16 protein-coding genes are annotated in these 17,802 nt (G+C 72.7%); 5 read left to right on the top strand and 11 right to left on the bottom strand.

What is annotated here, in order from left to right:
• Positions 1-64: 64 nt before the first annotated feature.
• The 8 genes from ACFVVA_RS00605 to ACFVVA_RS00570 all read right to left on the bottom strand — a co-directional run bounded on the left by ACFVVA_RS00605 (position 65) and on the right by ACFVVA_RS00570 (position 10,105).
• Entirely contained in the window at positions 65-1,291 is a 1,227-nt protein-coding gene (locus ACFVVA_RS00605) for a PP2C family protein-serine/threonine phosphatase (protein ID WP_387684273.1), read from the bottom strand.
• A complete protein-coding gene (locus tag ACFVVA_RS00600; protein WP_387684271.1) occupies positions 1,288-1,455 on the bottom strand; it encodes a universal stress protein in 168 nt (55 codons plus the stop codon). Before ACFVVA_RS00600 ends, ACFVVA_RS00605 begins: the two co-directional genes overlap by 4 nt.
• A 190-nt stretch (positions 1,456-1,645) precedes the next feature.
• Entirely contained in the window at positions 1,646-2,398 is a 753-nt protein-coding gene (pflA, locus tag ACFVVA_RS00595) for a pyruvate formate-lyase-activating protein (protein ID WP_387684269.1), read from the bottom strand.
• A gap of 106 nt (positions 2,399-2,504) precedes the next feature.
• Positions 2,505-4,769, bottom strand: coding sequence for a formate C-acetyltransferase (gene pflB, locus ACFVVA_RS00590; RefSeq protein ID WP_387684267.1), 2,265 nt, complete (start codon positions 4,767-4,769; stop codon positions 2,505-2,507).
• A 12-nt stretch (positions 4,770-4,781) separates the two neighbouring features.
• Entirely contained in the window at positions 4,782-7,445 is a 2,664-nt protein-coding gene (gene adhE, locus ACFVVA_RS00585) for a bifunctional acetaldehyde-CoA/alcohol dehydrogenase (RefSeq protein WP_387684266.1), read from the bottom strand.
• A 179-nt stretch (positions 7,446-7,624) separates the two neighbouring features.
• Complete coding sequence (locus ACFVVA_RS00580) at positions 7,625-8,503, bottom strand: universal stress protein (protein ID WP_387684264.1); 879 nt, start codon at positions 8,501-8,503, stop codon at positions 7,625-7,627.
• Positions 8,504-8,909: 406 nt separating this feature from the next.
• On the bottom strand, positions 8,910-9,281 hold the full coding sequence (locus ACFVVA_RS00575) for a pyridoxamine 5'-phosphate oxidase family protein (protein ID WP_387684262.1): 372 nt from the start codon (positions 9,279-9,281) through the stop codon (positions 8,910-8,912).
• 176 nt (positions 9,282-9,457) lie between these two features.
• Positions 9,458-10,105, bottom strand: coding sequence for a hypothetical protein (locus ACFVVA_RS00570; RefSeq protein ID WP_387684260.1), 648 nt, complete (start codon positions 10,103-10,105; stop codon positions 9,458-9,460).
• A gap of 309 nt (positions 10,106-10,414) precedes the next feature.
• On the opposite strand from ACFVVA_RS00570, the gene ACFVVA_RS00565 reads away from it, so the two are divergent.
• Complete coding sequence (locus tag ACFVVA_RS00565; RefSeq protein ID WP_387684258.1) at positions 10,415-11,203, top strand: HPF/RaiA family ribosome-associated protein; 789 nt, start codon at positions 10,415-10,417, stop codon at positions 11,201-11,203.
• Positions 11,204-11,487: 284 nt separating this feature from the next.
• On the opposite strand, the gene ACFVVA_RS00560 is transcribed toward ACFVVA_RS00565, so the two are convergent.
• A complete protein-coding gene (locus tag ACFVVA_RS00560) occupies positions 11,488-12,360 on the bottom strand; it encodes a universal stress protein (protein WP_387684256.1) in 873 nt (290 codons plus the stop codon).
• A 46-nt stretch (positions 12,361-12,406) separates the two neighbouring features.
• The gene (locus ACFVVA_RS00555; protein ID WP_387684254.1) at positions 12,407-12,529 is read right to left on the bottom strand and encodes a hypothetical protein; all 123 of its coding nucleotides are present in this window, start codon (positions 12,527-12,529) and stop codon (positions 12,407-12,409) included.
• A 252-nt stretch (positions 12,530-12,781) separates the two neighbouring features.
• Between ACFVVA_RS00555 and ACFVVA_RS00550 the strand changes: the two genes are divergently transcribed.
• Complete coding sequence (locus ACFVVA_RS00550) at positions 12,782-15,166, top strand: phosphoketolase (protein ID WP_387684252.1); 2,385 nt, start codon at positions 12,782-12,784, stop codon at positions 15,164-15,166.
• 51 nt (positions 15,167-15,217) lie between these two features.
• Here ACFVVA_RS00550 and ACFVVA_RS00545 read toward each other — a convergent pair whose 3' ends face one another.
• A complete protein-coding gene (locus ACFVVA_RS00545; protein ID WP_387684785.1) occupies positions 15,218-15,340 on the bottom strand; it encodes a hypothetical protein in 123 nt (40 codons plus the stop codon).
• A 125-nt stretch (positions 15,341-15,465) separates the two neighbouring features.
• On the opposite strand from ACFVVA_RS00545, the gene ACFVVA_RS00540 reads away from it, so the two are divergent.
• The 3 genes from ACFVVA_RS00540 to ACFVVA_RS00530 all read left to right on the top strand — a co-directional run bounded on the left by ACFVVA_RS00540 (position 15,466) and on the right by ACFVVA_RS00530 (position 17,728).
• The gene (locus ACFVVA_RS00540) at positions 15,466-15,663 is read left to right on the top strand and encodes a hypothetical protein (RefSeq protein ID WP_387684250.1); all 198 of its coding nucleotides are present in this window, start codon (positions 15,466-15,468) and stop codon (positions 15,661-15,663) included.
• A 2-nt stretch (positions 15,664-15,665) separates the two neighbouring features.
• On the top strand, positions 15,666-16,022 hold the full coding sequence (locus ACFVVA_RS00535; protein ID WP_387684248.1) for an ArsR/SmtB family transcription factor: 357 nt from the start codon (positions 15,666-15,668) through the stop codon (positions 16,020-16,022).
• 80 nt (positions 16,023-16,102) lie between these two features.
• Positions 16,103-17,728, top strand: coding sequence for a SulP family inorganic anion transporter (locus tag ACFVVA_RS00530; protein WP_387684783.1), 1,626 nt, complete (start codon positions 16,103-16,105; stop codon positions 17,726-17,728).
• Positions 17,729-17,802: the final 74 nt, after the last annotated feature.

Genomic DNA, 17,802 nt, shown 5'->3' with positions numbered 1-17,802 from the left:
CGTAGGCGTGCTCGCGGCGCCCCGGCGGGCGCCCCGGGACCCGTCAGCAGGCCGGGAGCTGCTGTCAGAGCCGGATGACGACGAGCGCGGTGTCGTCGGTGGCGCCGCCCGGGGGGATCAGTTCGGTGAGGACGGTGTCGGCGAGGACATCGGGGTCGGCGGAGCGGTGCGTGGTGAGGACGTGCGCGAGGCGGTCCAGGCCGGTGTCGATGTCCTCGCGGCGGCGTTCGACCAGGCCGTCGGTGTAGAGGGCGAGCGTGTCCCCTTCGGCGAATCGGGTGACGGCCTCGGGCCGTGTCCGGTGCTCGGGACGGGCGCCGAGCGGAGGGTCGGTGGCCTGGTCGAGGAATTCGACGGTGCCGTCGCCGTGCAGCAGAGCGGGCGGGGGATGGCCGGCGCTGCTGTAGGTGATGGTGTGGGCGCCGGAGTCGATGAAGGCGGTCGCGGCGGTAGTGGATTCGGCGCCCTCGACGGAACGGGCGTACAGACCGAGCACCTCCAGGGCCTGGGCGGGGCCGCCGGCAACCCGGGAGGCGGCGCTGAGGGCACTGCGGAGCTGGCCCATGACACCGGCGGCGGCGAGGCCGTGGCCGACCACGTCGCCGACGGCGACCGCGACGCGGTCGTCCGGCAGTTCGACGAGGTCGTACCAGTCGCCGCAGACGTTGAGGGCGCCCATGGCGGGTCGGTAACGGACCGCGGCACGGTGGCGTTCGAGTGGTCTGGGTGCGGGCAGCATGGCCCCCTGGAGCGCGAGTGCGACCTCGCGTTCGCGCGCGTGGGACTCGCGCAGGCGCTCATTGACCTCCTGGAGTTCGCGGGCGCGGGTGTAGAGCTCGGCTTCCAGGACGCGGGCGCGGTTGCCCTCGGGCAGGCCGTGGGCGCGGATGAGCTGGGTGATCTCCTCGACGCGGTGGACGAGCAGCACCGTACGGCCCTCGCCGTCGAGCACGGGGGCGTTGACCGGACTCCAGTACCGCTCCTCCCACTCGCCGGGCCGGGCGGTCGACTCGACGTCGTAGCGCTGCAGGGCCATGGTGTCGCGCTCGCCGGATGCCAGGACCCTGCGCAGGGATACCTCCAGGTTGTGGGCTCCGGTGGCGGCGGGGTCGTTCGGGTTGTCGGGGAAGATGTCGAAGAGGTACCGGCCGACGAGTTGCTCGCGGGTGCGCCCGGACAGGCTGAGGAAATCCTCGTTGGCGTCGGCGTACACCAGGTCCGGGGTGAGCAGCGCGACCATGCCGGGCAGGGCACGGAACACCGCCCGGTAGTCGATCGCCTCGTCGGTCACGGTTCCGCCTGCGGCTGGTGCTGTGCGGCGCGTACGACGACGACCGGGCAGCGAGCGTGGTGGACGCAGTGCTGGCCGACCGAGCCCAGCAGGGCCTCGGTGAGTCCGCCGTGCCCGCGATCACCCACGACGATCCGAGCCGAGCGGCGGGGTTCCTCGCCCATCACACGCCTCCGAGAGTTGTGCCGTCCTTCACCGCCACCATCGGCGATCCGCGGCCACCATGCCAGCCGGGAGGAGGCTGTGCCGGAAAGCCGACGGGTGGGGCTGGGGCAGAGGGGAAAGCGGTGGTCCGGGCGCCGGTGCCGAGCAGCGGCACCGCAGCCGCGGACCTGCCGGAGAACCCGTCCGGGTTCAGACCGTGTGCAGGCCCTGCGCGGCGAAGACCGCCCGGGCCCGGGCGATCTGGTCCGGTGTGGGCACCGGGGTGTCGGCGAGGGGGAAGTCGAGCCCGAGGGCGCGCCACTTGGCGGCGCCGAGTTTGTGGAAGGGCAGGACGTCGACCCGGGTGACGTTGCCGAGCGAGGCGGCGAAGGCGGCGACGCCCTCGATGTTCGCGGCGGGGTCGGTCAGGTGCGGCACGAGGACGAAGCGCAGCCAGACCTCCCTGCCCAGGTCGGCCAGGCGGCGGGCGAAGTCGAGCGTGGGGTCGAGCCGCTGTCCGGTCAGGCGTCGGTAGAGGGCGCGGTCCCAGGACTTGATGTCGAGCAGCACGAGGTCGGTGTCGGCGAGCAGCGCTTCGTCGGCGCGGGCGCCGAGGAAGCCGGAGGTGTCCAGTGCGGTGTGCAGGCCCAGTTCGTGCTTGAACCGGTGCAGCAACTCGCCGGTGAGGGCGGGTTGGAGGAGCGGCTCACCGCCGCTGACGGTGGCGCCGCCGCCGGAGGCGCGGATGAATTCGGTGTACTTGGCGGCCTCGCGCACGATCTCCTGGGCCGAGCAGGGGCGGCCGTGGCGCATGGAGCGGGTGTCGGGGTTGTGGCAGTACAGGCAGCGCAGCGGGCAGCCGGCCAGGAAGGTGACGAAGCGGGTGCCGGGGCCGTCGACTCCGGTGGACAGGTCCCAGGAGTGCAGCATGCCGGTGACCGGTTGCGGGGCGGCCGTGGCCATGGGGTGTGCTCCTTCTGCGGGGCGGGGGCAGGGCGGCGCGGGTCGGCGCGGCGCGGTGCCGGCGCCGGTGGTCGGGAGGCGCCGGCACCGCGAGCGGGTGGCGAGGCTACAGTGCGTCGTGGAACGTGCGGCCGATCACGTCGAGTTGCTGCTCGCGGGTGAGCCGGACGAAGTTGACCGCGTAGCCGCTGACCCGGATGGTGAGCTGCGGGTACTTCTCCGGGTGGTCCATGGCGTCCAGCAGGGTGTCCCGGTCGAGGACGTTGACGTTCATGTGGAAGCCGTGGCACGTGGTGTAGCCGTCCAGCACGCCGACCAGGTTGCGGACCCGCTCCTCGGGGGTGCGGCCGAGCGCGTCCGGGGTGACGGTGTTGGTGAGCGAGATGCCGTCCTCGGCGTGCGCGTAGGGGAGCTTCGCGACCGAGAGCGCGGCGGCCACGTAGCCGTGGGCGTCGCGCCCGTTCATCGGGTTGGCGCCCGGGGAGAACGGCTCGCCGGCCCGCCGCCCGTCCGGGGTGTTTCCGGTCTTCCTGCCGTAGACGACGTTCGAGGTGATGGTCAGGACGGACTGGGTGTGTTCGGCGCCCCGGTAGGCGGGGTGCTTGCGCACCTTGGCCATGAAGTCCTCGACCAGTCGGACGGCGATCGCGTCGGCCCGGTCGTCGTTGTTGCCGTACGCCGGGTAGTCGCCCTCGACCAGGTAGTCGGTGACGAGTCCGGTCTCGTCGCGCACCGGACGGACCTTGGTGTACCTGATCGCGGACAGCGAGTCGGCGGCCACCGCGAGCCCGGCGATGCCGCAGGCCATGGTGCGCCGTACGGCCCGGTCGTGCAGGGCCATCTCGATCCGCTCGTAGGCGTACCTGTCGTGCATGTAGTGGATGACGTCGAGCGCGTGGACGTACGTCCCGGCGAGCCACTCCAGCTGCTCGTCGAAGCGGGCCAGCACCTCGTCGTAGTCGAGCACCGCGCCGCCCACCGGGGCGGTCGGGGGCCCGACCTGGGCGCCGGTCAGTTCGTCCCGGCCGCCGTTGATCGCGTAGAGGAGGGTCTTGGCGAGGTTGACCCGGGCGCCGAAGAACTGCATCTGCTTGCCGACCTCCATGGCGGAGACGCAGCAGGCGATGGCGGTGTCGTCGCCGAAGCGGGGGCGCATGAGGTCGTCGGACTCGTACTGGAGCGAGGAGGTGTCGATGGACACGCGGGCGCAGAACTCCTTGAAACCCTCGGGGAGTCGCGGTGACCAGAGGACCGTCATGTTGGGCTCGGGCGCCGGGCCCAGGTTGTAGAGGGTCTGAAGGTAGCGGAAGGAGGTCCGGGTGACGAGGGTGCGGCCGTCGGTGCCGATGCCGCCGATCGATTCGGTGACCCAGGTCGGGTCGCCGGAGAACAGTTCGTCGTACTCGGGGGTGCGCAGGAAGCGGACGATCCGCAGTTTGATGACGAAGTCGTCCACCAGTTCCTGGGCCTGCTGTTCGGTCAGGAGCCCGGCCGCGAGGTCACGTTGGAGGTAGACGTCGAGGAATGTCGAGGTGCGGCCGAGCGACATGGCCGCGCCGTTCTGCTCCTTGACGGCCGCGAGGTAGCCGAAGTACAGCCACTGGATCGCCTCGCGGGCGGTCGCGGCGGGGCCGGAGGCGTCGTACCCGTACGCCGAGGCCATCTCCTTGAGCTCGCCCAGTGCGCGGATCTGTTCGGCGAGCTCCTCGCGCTCGCGGATGGTCTCCTCCAGCCGCGCCGGGTCGGTGGGCGGCGCGTCCAGCTCGGTCTTCTCGGCGAGCTTGGCCTCGACCAGCCGGTCCACGCCGTACAGGGCGACGCGCCGGTAGTCGCCGATGATCCGGCCGCGGCCGTAGGCGTCCGGGAGCCCGGTGATGACGCCGGCCCTGCGGGCCGCGAGGATCTCGGGCGTGTAGGCGTCGAACACGCCGTCGTTGTGGGTCTTGCGGTACCGGGTGAAGACCTTCTCCAGCTCCGGGTCGACCGGGTACCCGTAGGTCCGCAGCGCGCCCGCCACCATCCGCCAGCCGCCGTACGGCATGATCGCCCGCTTCAGCGGGGCGTCGGTCTGCAGGCCGACGATCAGCTCCTTCTCGCGGTCGATGTATCCGGGCGCGTGCGCCGTGATGCCGGCCGGGACGTCGTACGCGACGTCGTACACGCCCTTGGCGCGTTCCTCGGGGAAGCGGTCGGTGATCTGCCGCCACACGTCGGTTGTCCGTTCGGTGGGGCCGGTGAGGAAGTCGGCCTCGCCCTCGTACGGGGTGTAGTTGCGCTGGATGAAGTCGCGGACGTCGATGGTGTCCCGCCATGGTCCGCCCCGGAAGCCGTCCCAGGCGAGGGCGGTCCGCTCGTGCTGCGAGGTGGTCATCTCGGTGTCCTCTCAGGCCTGGTCGCCGTAGTAGGCGCGGCGCATCAGCTGCTGCATGTCGGCGAGCATCGGCATCCGGGGGTTGGCGGGGGCGCACTGGTCCTCGTAGGCGTTCATGGCCTGCTGGGGGAGGGCCGCCAGGAACGCGGCCTCGTCGACTCCGGCAGCCTTGAAGGAGCGCGGGATGCCGGCCCTGTCCCGCAGGTCCTCGACCGCCGCGGCGAGGGATTCGACGCCCTGTTCGGGAGTGCCGGCCGGCAGGCCGAGCATCCGGGCGATCGCCTGGTAGCGCTCGGGGGCGGTGTAGCTCCGGTACTTGGGCCAGCCGGTGACCTTGGCCGGGGCGGAGCCGTTCCAGCGGATCACGTGCGGCAGCAGCAGGGCGTTGGTGCGGCCGTGGGCGATGTGGAATGTCGCGCCGAGGGTGTGGGCCATGGCGTGTACGGCGCCGAGGAAGGCGGAGCCGAAGGCCATTCCGGCGATCGTGCCGGCGTTGTGCATCCGCTCGCGGGCGAAGGGGTCGTCCGGTCCGTTCAGCACCGCGCGCTCCAAATTGTCGAAGATCAGCCGGATGCCCTGGAGCGCGAGTCCGTCGGTGAAGTCGTTGGCGTAGACGGAGACGTAGGTCTCGATGCAGTGGGTGAGGGCGTCGAAGCCGGTGTCGGCGGTGACGTGCTTCGGCAGGCCGGTGGTCAGGGCCGGGTCGACGATGGCCACGCTCGGGGTGAGCGCGTAGTCCGCGAGCGGGTACTTCTGGCCGGTGGCGGTGTCGGTGATGACGGCGAAGGGGGTGACCTCACTGCCGGTGCCCGAGGTGGTGGGGATGCAGACCAGTTTGGCCTTCTCGCCGAGGTCGGGGAAGGTGAAGGCACGCTTGCGGATGTCGAAGAACTTCTCCTTCAGGTCCGCGAACTCCACCTCGGGGTGCTCGTACATCAGCCACATCACCTTGGCCGCGTCCATCGGCGAGCCACCGCCCAGGGCGATGATGGTGTCCGGCTCGAACTCGCGCATCAGGGCGGCGCCCTTGCGGACGGTGTCGATGCTCGGGTTCGGCTCGACGGAGTCGACGACCCGTACCTCGACCGGGTCGCGGCGGCGGTCGAGCACACCGCGGATCCGCTCCAGGTGGCCGATGTCCACCATGGTCCGGTCGGTCACGACGACGATGCGGTGCGCACGGGGCATGCTCGCCAGGTACTTGACCGAGTTGCGCTCGAAGAAGATCTTCGGCGGGACCTTGAACCACTGCATGTTGGTGTTGCGCCGCCCGATCCGCTTGATGTTGACGAGGTTCAGCGCCGACACGTTCCCGGAGACCGAGTTGTGCCCGTAGCTGCCGCAGCCCAGGGTCAACGAGGGTGTGAAGGCGTTGTAGACGTCGCCGATGCCGCCCTGCGAACTCGGCGCGTTCCAGATGATCCGGCAGGCCTTGACCGCGTGCCCGAACTCCTCGACGAACGCCTCGTCCTCGGTGTGCACCGCCGCCGAGTGCCCGAGGCCGTTGAACTCCACCATGGCGGAGGCCAGTTCGACGCCTTCCGGGCGGGAGCGGGCGGTGAGTACGGCCAGGACCGGGCAGAGCTTCTCGCGGGTCAGCGGCTCCGAGGGGCCGACCCGCTCGCAGTCGACGAGGATCACCGAGGTGTCGGCCGGTACCTCGAAGCCCGCCGCCTGCGCGACCTGCGCCGCCGAGCGGCCCACCACCTCGGCGTTCAAACGGTCGCCGGCGCACGCCGTACCGTCCCCGGCCCCGAACAGGTACCGCTCCAGAAGCGCCTTCTCCTCGGCGCTCGCGTGGTGCGCCTTCAGCTTCCGGAACTCGGCGAGCGCCGCCTCCCGGATCTCCGCGTCCAGGACGACGGCCTGCTCGGAGGCGCAGATCATGCCGTTGTCGAAGGACTTCGACAGCACGATGTCGTTCACCGCCCGCTTCAGGTCCGCGCTCCTCTCCACGTACGCGGGGACGTTGCCCGCGCCGACGCCCAGCGCCGGCTTGCCACAGGAGTACGCGGCCCGCACCATCGCGTTGCCGCCGGTGGCCAGGATGGTGGCGACGTCCGGGTGGTTCATCAGGGCGTGGGTGGCGTCCATCGACGGTTCCGCGATCCACTGGATGCAGTGCGCGGGGGCGCCGGCCGCCACCGCCGCGTCCCGCACGATCCGGGCCGCCTCGGCCGAGCAGCGCTGGGCCGCGGGGTGGAAGGCGAACACGATCGGGTTGCGGGTCTTGAGCGCGAGCAGGCACTTGAAGATCGTGGTGGAGGTCGGGTTGGTCACCGGGGTGATGCCGGCGACCACGCCGACCGGCTCGGCGATCTCCACGATGCCGTCGAGTTCGTCGCGGTGCACCACCCCGACCGTCTTCGTCCGGGCCATCACGTGGGTGACGTTCTCGCACGCGAAGACGTTCTTCACCGCCTTGTCCTCGAACACGCCGCGCCCGGTCTCCTCCACGGCCAGAACGGCGAGCCCGGTGTGCTCGGCCAGCGCTGCCAGCGAGGCCTTCCTGACGATGTGGTCGACCTGCTCCTGGGTGAAGTCGGCGTAGTCCCGGAGGGACTCCAGGGCGGAGGCGACCAGCGCGTCGACGGCGGTCGGCGGCTGGGGCGTGACGCTGCGAAGGCTGTTGCTCGCGGGAGCCGCCTTCGACTCGTGGTGCGGGCGACGTGCCATGGTGGACTACCTCTCCGGATCAGCGTCCGAGCTCAGGGCGCCGGGCGGGTGCCGTGCGCCTTCCCCTCAAGGCTTCCTCGTGCCGCGCTCCGGGGGATCCGACCAATGGGACCCGCTTGCGGCCGAAGGTCCCGGGCCCGGCGCACGGTTGGTCCCGTGGCCGGAACCCGGTGGACGGTTCAGTCGTGCGGTACGACGGCGACCGGGCCGTGGGCGTGGTGGAGCACGGACTGGGCCACCGGCCCCAGTCGGGGTCCGGCTATCGGGTGCTTGGGAGCGCGCCGGCCGAGGACGACCAGCGAGGCGGTGCGGGAGGCTTCCACGAGCATCCTGCTCGCGCTCCAGGCGCACACCTCCGCCTCGGTACGGACCGTGGGGAACTTGTCCTGCCAGCGCGCCAGGGCGTCCTGCAGCCGCACCTGTTCGGCGGCAGCCAGGGACTCCCCGATCTCCCACCGGCCCACCGGCGCCGCCGTCGCGTACGGGCCCCGGAAGGTGTCCCGGCTCTCCATCACCCGCAGGGCGGCGCCGGTGCCGGCCGCGTGCCGGAAGGCGAAGGCGAGCACCGCGTCGCACGGCCGGTCGCCCTCGACGCCCACGACGACGGGTCCGGGCGCCCCGGCCGGTCCGTCCGTCCCGATTCCTGCGTCCGAGTCGGCCCGGACCAGCACCACCGGGCAGTGTGTCAGGGCGGCGGCGCGCAACCCGACCGAACCGACCAGGAGGCCCGCGAAACCGCCCAGGCCGCGCGAGCCCAGCACCATCACCGCGGCCCGCCGGGCGGTGGCGGCCAGTGCGTGGGCCGGGTTCCCGGGGATGACCTCGCAAGAGACCGCCAGGCCGGGCAGCTCGGCCGAGATCCGGTCCCGGACCGCGGCCACCGGGCCCGGCAGCGCGCTGCCGCCGCCAAGGTCGCGGTCGAGCGCGTCCACCTCGCCGCCGGCGACGAGGACCATCCGCAGCGCGAGCCCGTTCCGGTGGGCCTCGCGGGCGGCCCACTCGGCCGCCGCCGCGCTCTGTGCCGAGCCGTCGATCCCCACCAGCACGCTGTGCGACATCTCTGTGACCTCCCTGGTCGGCGGCGGGCCGCGACACCCCGTGGGCGCGGTCCCGTCCGGCGACCAGACTCCCGCCGGGCCGCCGGTCGGCCACAGGGGCCGAGCAGCCCCACCTCGGTACCGAAGGTCCCGGGATCCGGTGGCCTTCTGCGAGAATCGGCCGCGACTTCGGCGACGAGGAGGGGCCCGTGAGCGGCGAGACGGTGCGGTCACGGCTGCCGCAACTGCGGTTGGACGAGCTGCTGGAGGAGCTCCAGGCGCGGCGTACCGCGCCTCTCCGGAGGCCGGCGGCGGCCTGGCGCCGCTGCAACACTGACCCGGCCTCACGGCAGCGCGTTCGTCGTGCCGTCCGCCGTCCGCCGTCCGGAGGCGGTGCTCCGGTCGGCGTCCGGACCGGGCGGGTCGGCTAGAGCAGGCGGCCGCTCACCAGCTCGGGAAGGATGCGGACGGTGACCGTGTCGGTCGGACCGGTCGCCGTCCCGTCGGGTGTGACGTCGGGTGTGACGTCGGCGCGGCCGAGGACGGTCACGCTCCAACCGGTGCCGTCCGCCGCGTCGAGCTCCCCGGCCTCGAAGGCCACCAGCGCGCCGGAGACCGCTCGGACCAGCTCGGACCCGGCGACGGCGCTCAGCAGTACGCTGCCGTCGGCGCCGAGCCGGTACTGGGCGGGTTGGACGGCGGGCAGGGCGCCGAGCGTGTAGACGACCCGGCCGACCGACAGGCCGGCGAGGAGCCGTCGGCACTCTCGGCCGTCCAGCGGCGTGGTGTCAGGTGTCATGGCATCGATGGTGTCGCCGCGGCGGGTGCCGGAGGAGGGGTCGTTGGTCCCCGGCGAGGCCGCCGACCGGACCCGGTCGGTGGGGCCGGTGTCGCCGGTTCGTGGGGGTGCGGGGCAACAGCATTCCTTATCGGGGCGGAGCCGACTGGGGAGAGGAACCGTGCTGTCGTGTCCGGTCAGCCGTGGTGGTTGCCGCGCCGGGTACGACCGCTCCACGCAGGCTCCAGCCGGGCCCAGGACCGCGTCCACGCCAGGTCGGCACGACGGTCGATGGCGGTCAGCCTCGCGCAGAGTCCGGCGGCGGCGAGAACGCTGAGCAGGCCGAAGAGGAACAGGCCCGGGAACACGGCGTCGAACACGAGGCCGGCGGTGCTCGGGGGTGCGGCGGCCGGATGTCCGTCCCGGTCGACCCAGATCCCGACGGTGGCGCCGGGCCCGGTGGTCCGGGGGACGTCGATGCTGCCGGTGTTGCGCTGGTTGCCGGGGTAGGTCCAGGCCGCGTCGGCGCGGTAGACGGCCTTCCCTCCGGCGACGGTGCTCTCCGCCTGCCGGACGGAGCCCTGGACCGAGGCTTCGACGCGGTGCAGGCGGGCGGCAGTGGCCTCGGCCTGCCGCCGGCCGTCCGCGAGGAGGGTGACGGCGGCCCCGGTGCCGAGGAGTGCCGCGAGCGCGATCCCGAGGACGGTGAGCACCACCGCCCGGCTCCGGGCCCGGTCGAGGGCGCGGCCGAGCGGATTGCGCTCCCGGCCGAGAGCCCGGCGCAGGTGGCCGCACCGTGGTGCGGGCGGGCCGTCGGGCCGGGCGGGGCGGTGGGTGCCGGCCACGGTGGTGCTCCTTGTCGCTGCTCAGGTGGGCGATGGCGAGGTGAGATCAAGGCATCGGGCCCGGACGACCGTCGCCCGGTATGCCATCGAATCTCCCGCCCGGGCGCCGGGCGGGAGAAGGGACCGAAGGGACCGGCTGCCGGGCCGGTGGTCCCGGTCGCGAGAGCGGCGGGCCGTGCACCGGGGCCCGGCACCGCGCTGGACGGCGGGGACAGGGGCCATAGGGCCCTGCCGGCGGGACGTCCGGCCGACGACGGTGCCGCCCGGCACCCGGCAGTCTGAATCCACATCCGAAAGGCAGGACTCCCGATGAACCGTCCGCACACGCCGATCGCCCACGACATCCAGGTCGAGACCCGGGGCGAGGTGTCCCTCGCCGCGCCGGACTACGCCAGGGCGAAGCTGCTGGCCGTCGTCGAGCGGCAGCACGAGCCGGTGCTCGCGACCCGGGTGAAGCTCACCCAGGAGAGCAACCACGCCGTCGTCAAGCCCGCCGTCGCCCAGGCCGTGGTGGACCTCAACGGCCGCCCCGTCCGCGCCCACGTGGCGGCCGCGACCATGCAGGAGGCCGTCGACCTGCTCCAGGACCGGCTGACCGCCCGGCTGGCACGGGTGCACCGGCACCGCGACTCCCACCGCCACCACGCCCCGGCCGGCCGAGGAGCCTGGGACGACGACGCGGCCCGCGAGCACCGCCCGCACCGGCGCGGCCTGGCACCGGAGGAACGGCGCATCGTGCGGCACAAGACGTACAGCCTGCCCAGCCAGAGCGCCCGGGCCGCCGTATTCGAGATGGAGGCCATGGACTACGACTTCCACCTGTTCACCGACACCGCCACCGGCTGCGACAGCGTCGTCTACCGCGACGGGCACGTCGAGGGGCACCGTCTGGCCACCGCCGGGCCCGCCGGCGACCCGGAACCGGGGCTCGCCGTGAGCACCGCCGGGGTGCCGGAGCTGGCGGTGGCCGAGGCGGTGTCGAGGCTCGACCTCACCGGGTTGCCGTTCGTCTTCTTCACCGACACCGCCACCGGGCGGGGCAACGTGCTCTACCACCGCTACGACGGCCACTACGGCCTCATCACACCCGCGCGGTAGCCGGCGCGGGAACGGCCGGGACGCGGAACCGGGGACGGGTGACACCGTCCCCGGTTCGCGCCGTTTCGGGACCCGGAGCAAGGAGCCGGCGCCGACCACAGGGACTGCTCGTCCCGGGCAGGCGCCGCGGTCGGCGGCCGGGCCCTCACCGGGCACCCCCGGCACAGGCATCCGCACCACAGGCACCCCCATCGCCGCGGGCACTTCGCCGGAGCGTGCGGGGGCAGGAGAAAAGCCGGTGGGCCCCACGCCTTCGTGGGGCCCACCGCCTGCGGGTTGTCCGGTCAGTCGTGCGGCACGACCGCGACCGGTGCCTGCGCGTGGTGCAGTACGGCGTGGGCGACCGGGCCGAGCCGCATGCCGGCGTGGTGCGGGCGCCGCCGGCGGCCGACCACCACGACGCAGGCGTCGGTGGAGGCGTCCACCAGCGCCGAGGCACCGGTGCCGATCCGGCTGTCCTCGACCACCTCGACCTCCGGGAACTTCTCCCGCCAGCCGGTCAGCGCCTCGGTGAGCAGTTCGCCCTCGATCGCCCGGAACTGCTCCGCCTCGGCCAGCGGGGGCACCCACCCGGCGTAGCCCCAGACCGGCGGTGGCTCCCAGCCGTGGACGGCGCGCAGGACGGCTCCGCGCCGGGCGGCCTCGTGGAAGGCGAACTCGACGACCTCCGGGGAGGGGTCACGGGAGTCGACGCCGACGACCACCTCGGGCCGATCGGGGCCGCCGGGCCGCTCGGACTCGCCGGCGCGGACGAAGACCGCCGGAACCTCGCACCGGCCGGCGACGGCGAGGCCGACCGATCCGACCAGCAGGCCCGCGAAGCCCCCGAGCCCCCGCGAACCGAGGACCAGCAGTTCCGCGTCGGAGGCGGCCTCGGCCAGCGCATTGACCGGCTCCGCGCCCCCGATCAGCTCGGCCCGGACCTCCAGACCGGGGTACGGGTCCAGGACCGCCTGCCGGGCGTCCGAGAGCATCCGGGTGGTCAGTGCGAGGACGTCGGCGGGCTCGCCGGGGCCGGCGTTGATGTAGTCCAGCCAGGTCTGGGCGTGGACCAGGCGCAGGGTGAGACCGCGTCGGACGGCCTCGGCGGCAGCCCAGCGGGCCGCGGTGGTGCTCTCGGGCGAGCCGTCGACGCCGGCCAGTACGTATGTGCTCATGGGGGAATGCTCCGGTTTCTCGTGTGCTGGCGGGTATGGGACGGGCTCAGCCGAAGGCGGTCCTCAGGGCCTGGAAGGCCGTCTTCGGATCGAGCAGGGCGTGGTGCACCGGCGGGACGGGCCTGTCGAGGCCGAGCAGCCGGTAGACGGCGTGCACGGCGCCGCGCACCGAGTACTCGACGATCCCGGGGGAGCCGCGTCGTACGGCGCGCCTGCACCGATCGGCAGGCTCCGCCAGCCTCTGCCCTCGGCGGGCACCGGCCCAGGGCCGGGCAGCCCCGGAACGCAGGGCCACAGGTCCCGGCTGTCCGGTCCCGGCATGCCCCGACCGGCCCTTTGCGCCCTCGCGTCCCGGCGGTGACGATGGGGCCGAGCGCGGCTGCCGGGTGCCGCGCCCGACGATCCGAAGGAGACCTCAGCCATGTCCGTCACCCCGACTCCGGCGCCCGCAGCCCTCTCCGGCCAGGAGCTCCAGGAGCTGGACGCGCACTGGCGGGCCGCCAACTACCTGGCGGTCGGCCAGATCTACCTGATGGCCAACCCGCTGCTGCGCGAGCCGCTGCGGCCCGAGCACATCAAGCCCCGCCTGCTCGGCCACTGGGGCACCTCACCCGGCCTCAACCTGGTGCACACCCACCTCAACCGGATCGTCAAGCAGCGCGGCCTGGACACGATCTGCGTCTGGGGCCCGGGCCACGGCGGGCCCGCCGTCCTCGCCAACTCCTGGCTGGAGGGCAGCTACACCGAGACCTACCCCGACATCGCCCGGGACGCCGAGGGCATGGCGAAGCTGTTCGGGCAGTTCTCCTTCCCCGGCGGCGTACCCAGCCACGTCGCCCCCGAGACCCCGGGCTCGATCCACGAAGGCGGCGAACTCGGCTACGCGCTCTCCCACGCCTACGGCGCGGCCCTGGACAACCCCGGCCTGCTGGTGGCCTGCGTGATCGGCGACGGCGAGGCCGAGACAGGCCCGCTCGCCGCGTCCTGGCACGGCAACAAGTTCCTCGACCCCGTCCACGACGGCGCAGTCCTGCCGATCCTGCACCTGAACGGCTACAAGATCGCCAACCCGACCGTCCTCGCCCGCCTGCCCGAGGACGAACTCGACGCCCTGCTGCGCGGGTACGGGCACGACCCCCTGTACGTGTCCGGGCACGACCCGCTGGCGGTCCACCAGGCCATGGCCGCGGCCCTGGACACCGCGGTGGAGAAGATCGCCGCGATCCAGCGGGGCGCCCGGGACGACGGCGTCACCGGGCGACCCGCCTGGCCGATGATCGTGCTGCGCACCCCCAAGGGCTGGACCGGACCGGCCCAGGTCGACGGCGTCCCCGTCGAGGGCACCTGGCGTGCCCACCAGGTGCCGCTGGACCAGGTCCGCGACAACCCCGCCCACCTCGCCCAACTGGAAGCCTGGCTGCGCTCCTACCGGCCCGAGGAGTTGTTCGACACCGCCGGCCGCCCGGTGCCCGAGGTGCTCGCCTGCGTTCCCGACGGAATCCGCCGCCTGGGTGCCAACCCGCACACCAACGGCGGCCTCCTGCTGCGCGACCTGCCGCTGCCTCCGTTGGAGCGCTACGCCGTCCCCGTGGACAAACCCGGTACCACGCTGCACGAGCCCACCCGGATCCTCGGAGACCTTCTCGAACAGGTGATGGCCGACACCGCCGAACGCCGCGACTTCCGTCTCGTCGGCCCCGACGAGACCGCCTCCAACCGCCTCCAGGCCGTCTACGCGGCCACCGGCAAGGCCTGGCAGGCCGCTACCGTGCCCACCGACGAACACCTCGCGTCCGACGGCCGGGTGATGGAGATCCTCTCCGAACACACCTGCCAGGGCTGGCTGGAGGGTTACCTCCTCACCGGACGGCACGGCCTCTTCTCCTGCTACGAGGCATTCGTCCACATCGTCGACTCGATGGTCAACCAGCACATCAAGTGGCTGCGCACCACTCGGCGGATCCCCTGGCGCGCCCCCATCGCCTCGCTCAACTACCTGCTCACCTCCCACGTCTGGCGCCAGGACCACAACGGCTTCTCCCACCAGGACCCCGGCTTCGTCGACCACGTCCTCAACAAGAGCCCCGAGGCCGTGCGGGTCTACTTCCCACCGGACGCCAACACCCTGCTCGCCACCGCCGACCACGTCCTGCGCAGCCGCGACTACGTCAACGTCGTGGTCGCGGGCAAACAGCCCTGCTTCGACTGGCTCACCCTGGAGCAGGCCCGAGCCCACTGCGCCCGCGGCGCCGGCGTCTGGGAGTGGGCCGGCACCGACGACGGCACCCGCGAACCGGACGTCGTCCTCGCCTGCGCCGGTGACGTCCCCACCCAGGAGGTGATCGCCGCGGCCGACCTGCTCCGCCGCCATCTGCCGGACCTGGCGGTACGGGTGGTCAACGTGGTCGACCTGGCCCGGCTGATGCCCGCCGAGGAGCACCCGCACGGCATGCCCGACGCCGAGTTCGACGCCCTGTTCACCCGCGACCGGCCGGTCGTCTTCGCGTACCACGGCTACCCGTGGCTGATCCACCGCCTGGCCTACCGCCGTGCCGTCCACCCCCAGCTGCACGTGCGCGGGTACAAGGAGTCCGGCACCACCACCACGCCCTTCGACATGGTGGTCCGCAACGACCTCGACCGCTACCGCCTGGTCATGGACGTCATCGACCGCACCCCCGGCCTCGCCGTCCGGGCGGCCGCCGTCCGGCAGCGGATGGCCGACCAGCGCGCCCGACACCACGACTGGATCCGTGAACACGGCACCGACCTGCCCGAGGTAACAGACTGGACCTGGGGTTCCTGACCGAGGATCAGGGGGCTGCCATTGAGGAGACAACCACCGTGGACCTTCCCGTCACCGTCGGTATCGACATCTCCGAGGCGAGCCTGGCGGCCGCCGACCGGGGCGCAGCAGGCCCGTCAGGCAGCGGATGGTGGTGGTCTTCCCGGCTCCCTTGGGACCGAGGAGCCCGAACACCTCCGGGTGGACGCCGATCCTCAGCGATCGCAACTTGAAGAATTCTTCAAGTCAATAGATTATGTTGTGCTGTATCCAGCAGTGGTGTGGCCGCGCGCGGCAGCGCCTGCGGCAAGGAGGGGCGTATGAGCGACGTTTTCGACCAGGAGCTTCGCGAGCAGCTCGCCGAGGCCCGCCGGCAGCGGGCAAGCGTTCGGGCGGCCGGTGACGAGGACGGTGCCCAGGCGTATGCCGGACGCGTCAGGCAGCTCCTGCGGATCGCCGCCCACCACGGCATCGAGGTCGAGCGCGCCGCCGGGGAAGAGGAAGAGGAGGAGGACTGAACATGGTCGTCCCGCTCTACCAGGCCAAGGCGGAGTTCTTCCGCACGCTCGGCCACCCGGCGCGCATCCGCGTGCTGGAACTGCTCCAGGACGGGCCGCTCCCGGTGCGCGAGCTGCTCGCCGCGATCGAGATCGAGCCGTCCAGCCTCTCCCAGCAGCTCGGTGTTCTGCGCCGCAGCAACCTGGTCACGGCCAGCCGCGAGGGCAACACGGTGGTCTACGCATTGAGCACCCCGGACGTCGCCGAACTGCTGCGCGCCGCGCGCCGCATCCTCACCGAGATGATCACCGACCAGGAGACGCTGCTCGCCGAGTTGCGTGAGGCCGCGGTGCGGGGCACTCAGGAGAAGACCGCGTGAGTGCCACGCAGAGCACCCTGACAGGCCGGGCCGCTGATCGCGTCCGGGCCGTCCTGCCGGACCGCGCGACCCTCGCCACCATGGGCCGCTCGCCCCGCAAGGATCTTCTGGCCGGCCTGACCGTGGCGATCGTGGCCCTGCCGCTCGCGCTCGGCTTCGGCGTCGCCTCCGGCGCCGGTGCCGAGGCCGGGTTGGCCACCGCAGTGGTCGCCGGGGCGCTGGCCGCGATATTCGGCGGCTCCAACCTCCAGGTGAGCGGACCCACCGGGGCCATGACCGTCGTCCTGGTCCCGATCGTCCACCAGTACGGCACTTCCGGCGTGCTGACCGTCGGCCTGATCGCAGGTCTGCTGCTGATCGTCCTTGCCATCGGTGGGGCGGGCCGCTTCATGGCCTACGTCCCCGCCCCGGTGGTGGAGGGCTTCACCCTCGGCATTGCCGGAGTGATCGGTCTCCAGCAAGTGCCCGCCGCCCTCGGCGTGGAGAAGAGCGACGCGGAGAACATCGTGGTGGTCGCGGCCCGGGCCGTCGCCGACTTTGTCCGCCACCCGCACCCGGCGGCGCTCGCGCTGGCGCTCGGCGTCGCCGCCGTGATGCTGGTCGGAGCCCGGGTGCGCCCCGGCATCCCGTTCTCGCTGATCGCCGTCGCCGCCGCGACCCTGGCGGCCCGCTCCGTCCATCTGGACGTGGCGACCATCGGCCACCTCCCGGCCGGGCTGCCGCTGCCGTCCCTGGGCTTCCTCGACCTTGGTACCGTTCCGCACCTGCTGACCGCCGCCCTCGCGGTCGCCGCCCTGGCGGCGCTGGAGTCGCTGATGTCGGCGACCGCCGCCGACGCGATGAGTGTCCGCGAACGCCACGACAGCGACCGGGAGTTGTTCGGCCAGGGAGTGGCGAATCTGGTCGCTCCGCTGTTCGGTGGTGTCGCCGCCACCGGCGCGATCGCCCGCACCGCTGTCAACGTCCGCTCCGGCGCGGCTTCCCGGCTCGCCGCCCTGGTCCACGCCGTCGTGCTCGCCGTGGTCGTCTTCGCCGCCGCACCCCTCGTGGAGGACATCCCGTTGGCCGCCCTCGCCGGTGTCCTGATCGCCACGGCGGTGCGGATGGTCGAGGTCGCCTCGCTGCGGGCGCTCGCCCGCAGCGGCCGCGGCGAGGCCGCCGTCCTGGTCCTCACCGCCGCCGCCACCCTCGCCTTCGACCTGGTCACCGCCGTCGTCGTCGGCCTGGCCGTGGCCGGGATCCTGGCCCTGCGTCAGGTCGCCCGCTCCGCGAGGCTCCAGCAGGTGCCGCTGCACGACGGTCTGCCGCCCGCCGACCACCACGCGGAGGAGCAGGCACTGCTCGCCGAGCACATAGCCGCGTACCGGATAGACGGCCCGGTGTTCTTCGCCGCCGCCCACCGCTTCCTGCTCCAACTCGCCGAGACCACCGATGTCAAGGCCGTCATCCTGCGCCTGTCCCAGGTCACCGCCATCGACTCCACCGGTGCCTTGGTGCTGGGTGATGCGATAGGCAAGCTGGAGCGCCGTGGCATCCTCGTTCTGGTTTCCGGCGTGAAGGAGGGCCATCGGCACACTCTGGACGCCCTCGGCGTCCTGGACGGCCTGAACACCGCGGGGCGGGTCTTCGGCCACACCCCCGAGGCCATCGCCTACGCTCGCGCCGAACTGCACACCACCGGCGTCCTGGCCGACGCCACGCCATGAAACGGAACCGACCGATGACCGCACTCCGGGAGCCCCGGCGGAGGAGGGACGGCGGCGAGCGGCCCGACAGGACG

The organism is Kitasatospora sp. NPDC058048, assembly GCF_042885555.1.
Classification (GTDB): Bacteria; Actinomycetota; Actinomycetes; order Streptomycetales; family Streptomycetaceae; genus Kitasatospora; species Kitasatospora lactacystinica.
Note: the sequence above shows the minus strand (reverse complement) of the source record. Positions and strands in the feature narration are given on the sequence as shown.

Coding starts and splice junctions, on each gene's coding strand:
- ACFVVA_RS00580 (WP_387684264.1), bottom strand. CDS start 8,503: ATGTCGCACAGCGTGCTGGTGGGGATCGACGGCTCGGCACAGAGCGCG.
- ACFVVA_RS00550 (WP_387684252.1), top strand. CDS start 12,782: ATGTCCGTCACCCCGACTCCGGCGCCCGCAGCCCTCTCCGGCCAGGAG.
- pflA (WP_387684269.1), bottom strand. CDS start 2,398: ATGGCCACGGCCGCCCCGCAACCGGTCACCGGCATGCTGCACTCCTGG.
- pflB (WP_387684267.1), bottom strand. CDS start 4,769: ATGACCACCTCGCAGCACGAGCGGACCGCCCTCGCCTGGGACGGCTTC.
- ACFVVA_RS00530 (WP_387684783.1), top strand. CDS start 16,103: ATGGGCCGCTCGCCCCGCAAGGATCTTCTGGCCGGCCTGACCGTGGCG.
- ACFVVA_RS00535 (WP_387684248.1), top strand. CDS start 15,666: ATGGTCGTCCCGCTCTACCAGGCCAAGGCGGAGTTCTTCCGCACGCTC.
- ACFVVA_RS00540 (WP_387684250.1), top strand. CDS start 15,466: ATGAGCGACGTTTTCGACCAGGAGCTTCGCGAGCAGCTCGCCGAGGCC.
- ACFVVA_RS00575 (WP_387684262.1), bottom strand. CDS start 9,281: ATGACACCTGACACCACGCCGCTGGACGGCCGAGAGTGCCGACGGCTC.
- adhE (WP_387684266.1), bottom strand. CDS start 7,445: ATGGCACGTCGCCCGCACCACGAGTCGAAGGCGGCTCCCGCGAGCAAC.
- ACFVVA_RS00565 (WP_387684258.1), top strand. CDS start 10,415: ATGAACCGTCCGCACACGCCGATCGCCCACGACATCCAGGTCGAGACC.
- ACFVVA_RS00600 (WP_387684271.1), bottom strand. CDS start 1,455: ATGGGCGAGGAACCCCGCCGCTCGGCTCGGATCGTCGTGGGTGATCGC.
- ACFVVA_RS00560 (WP_387684256.1), bottom strand. CDS start 12,360: ATGAGCACATACGTACTGGCCGGCGTCGACGGCTCGCCCGAGAGCACC.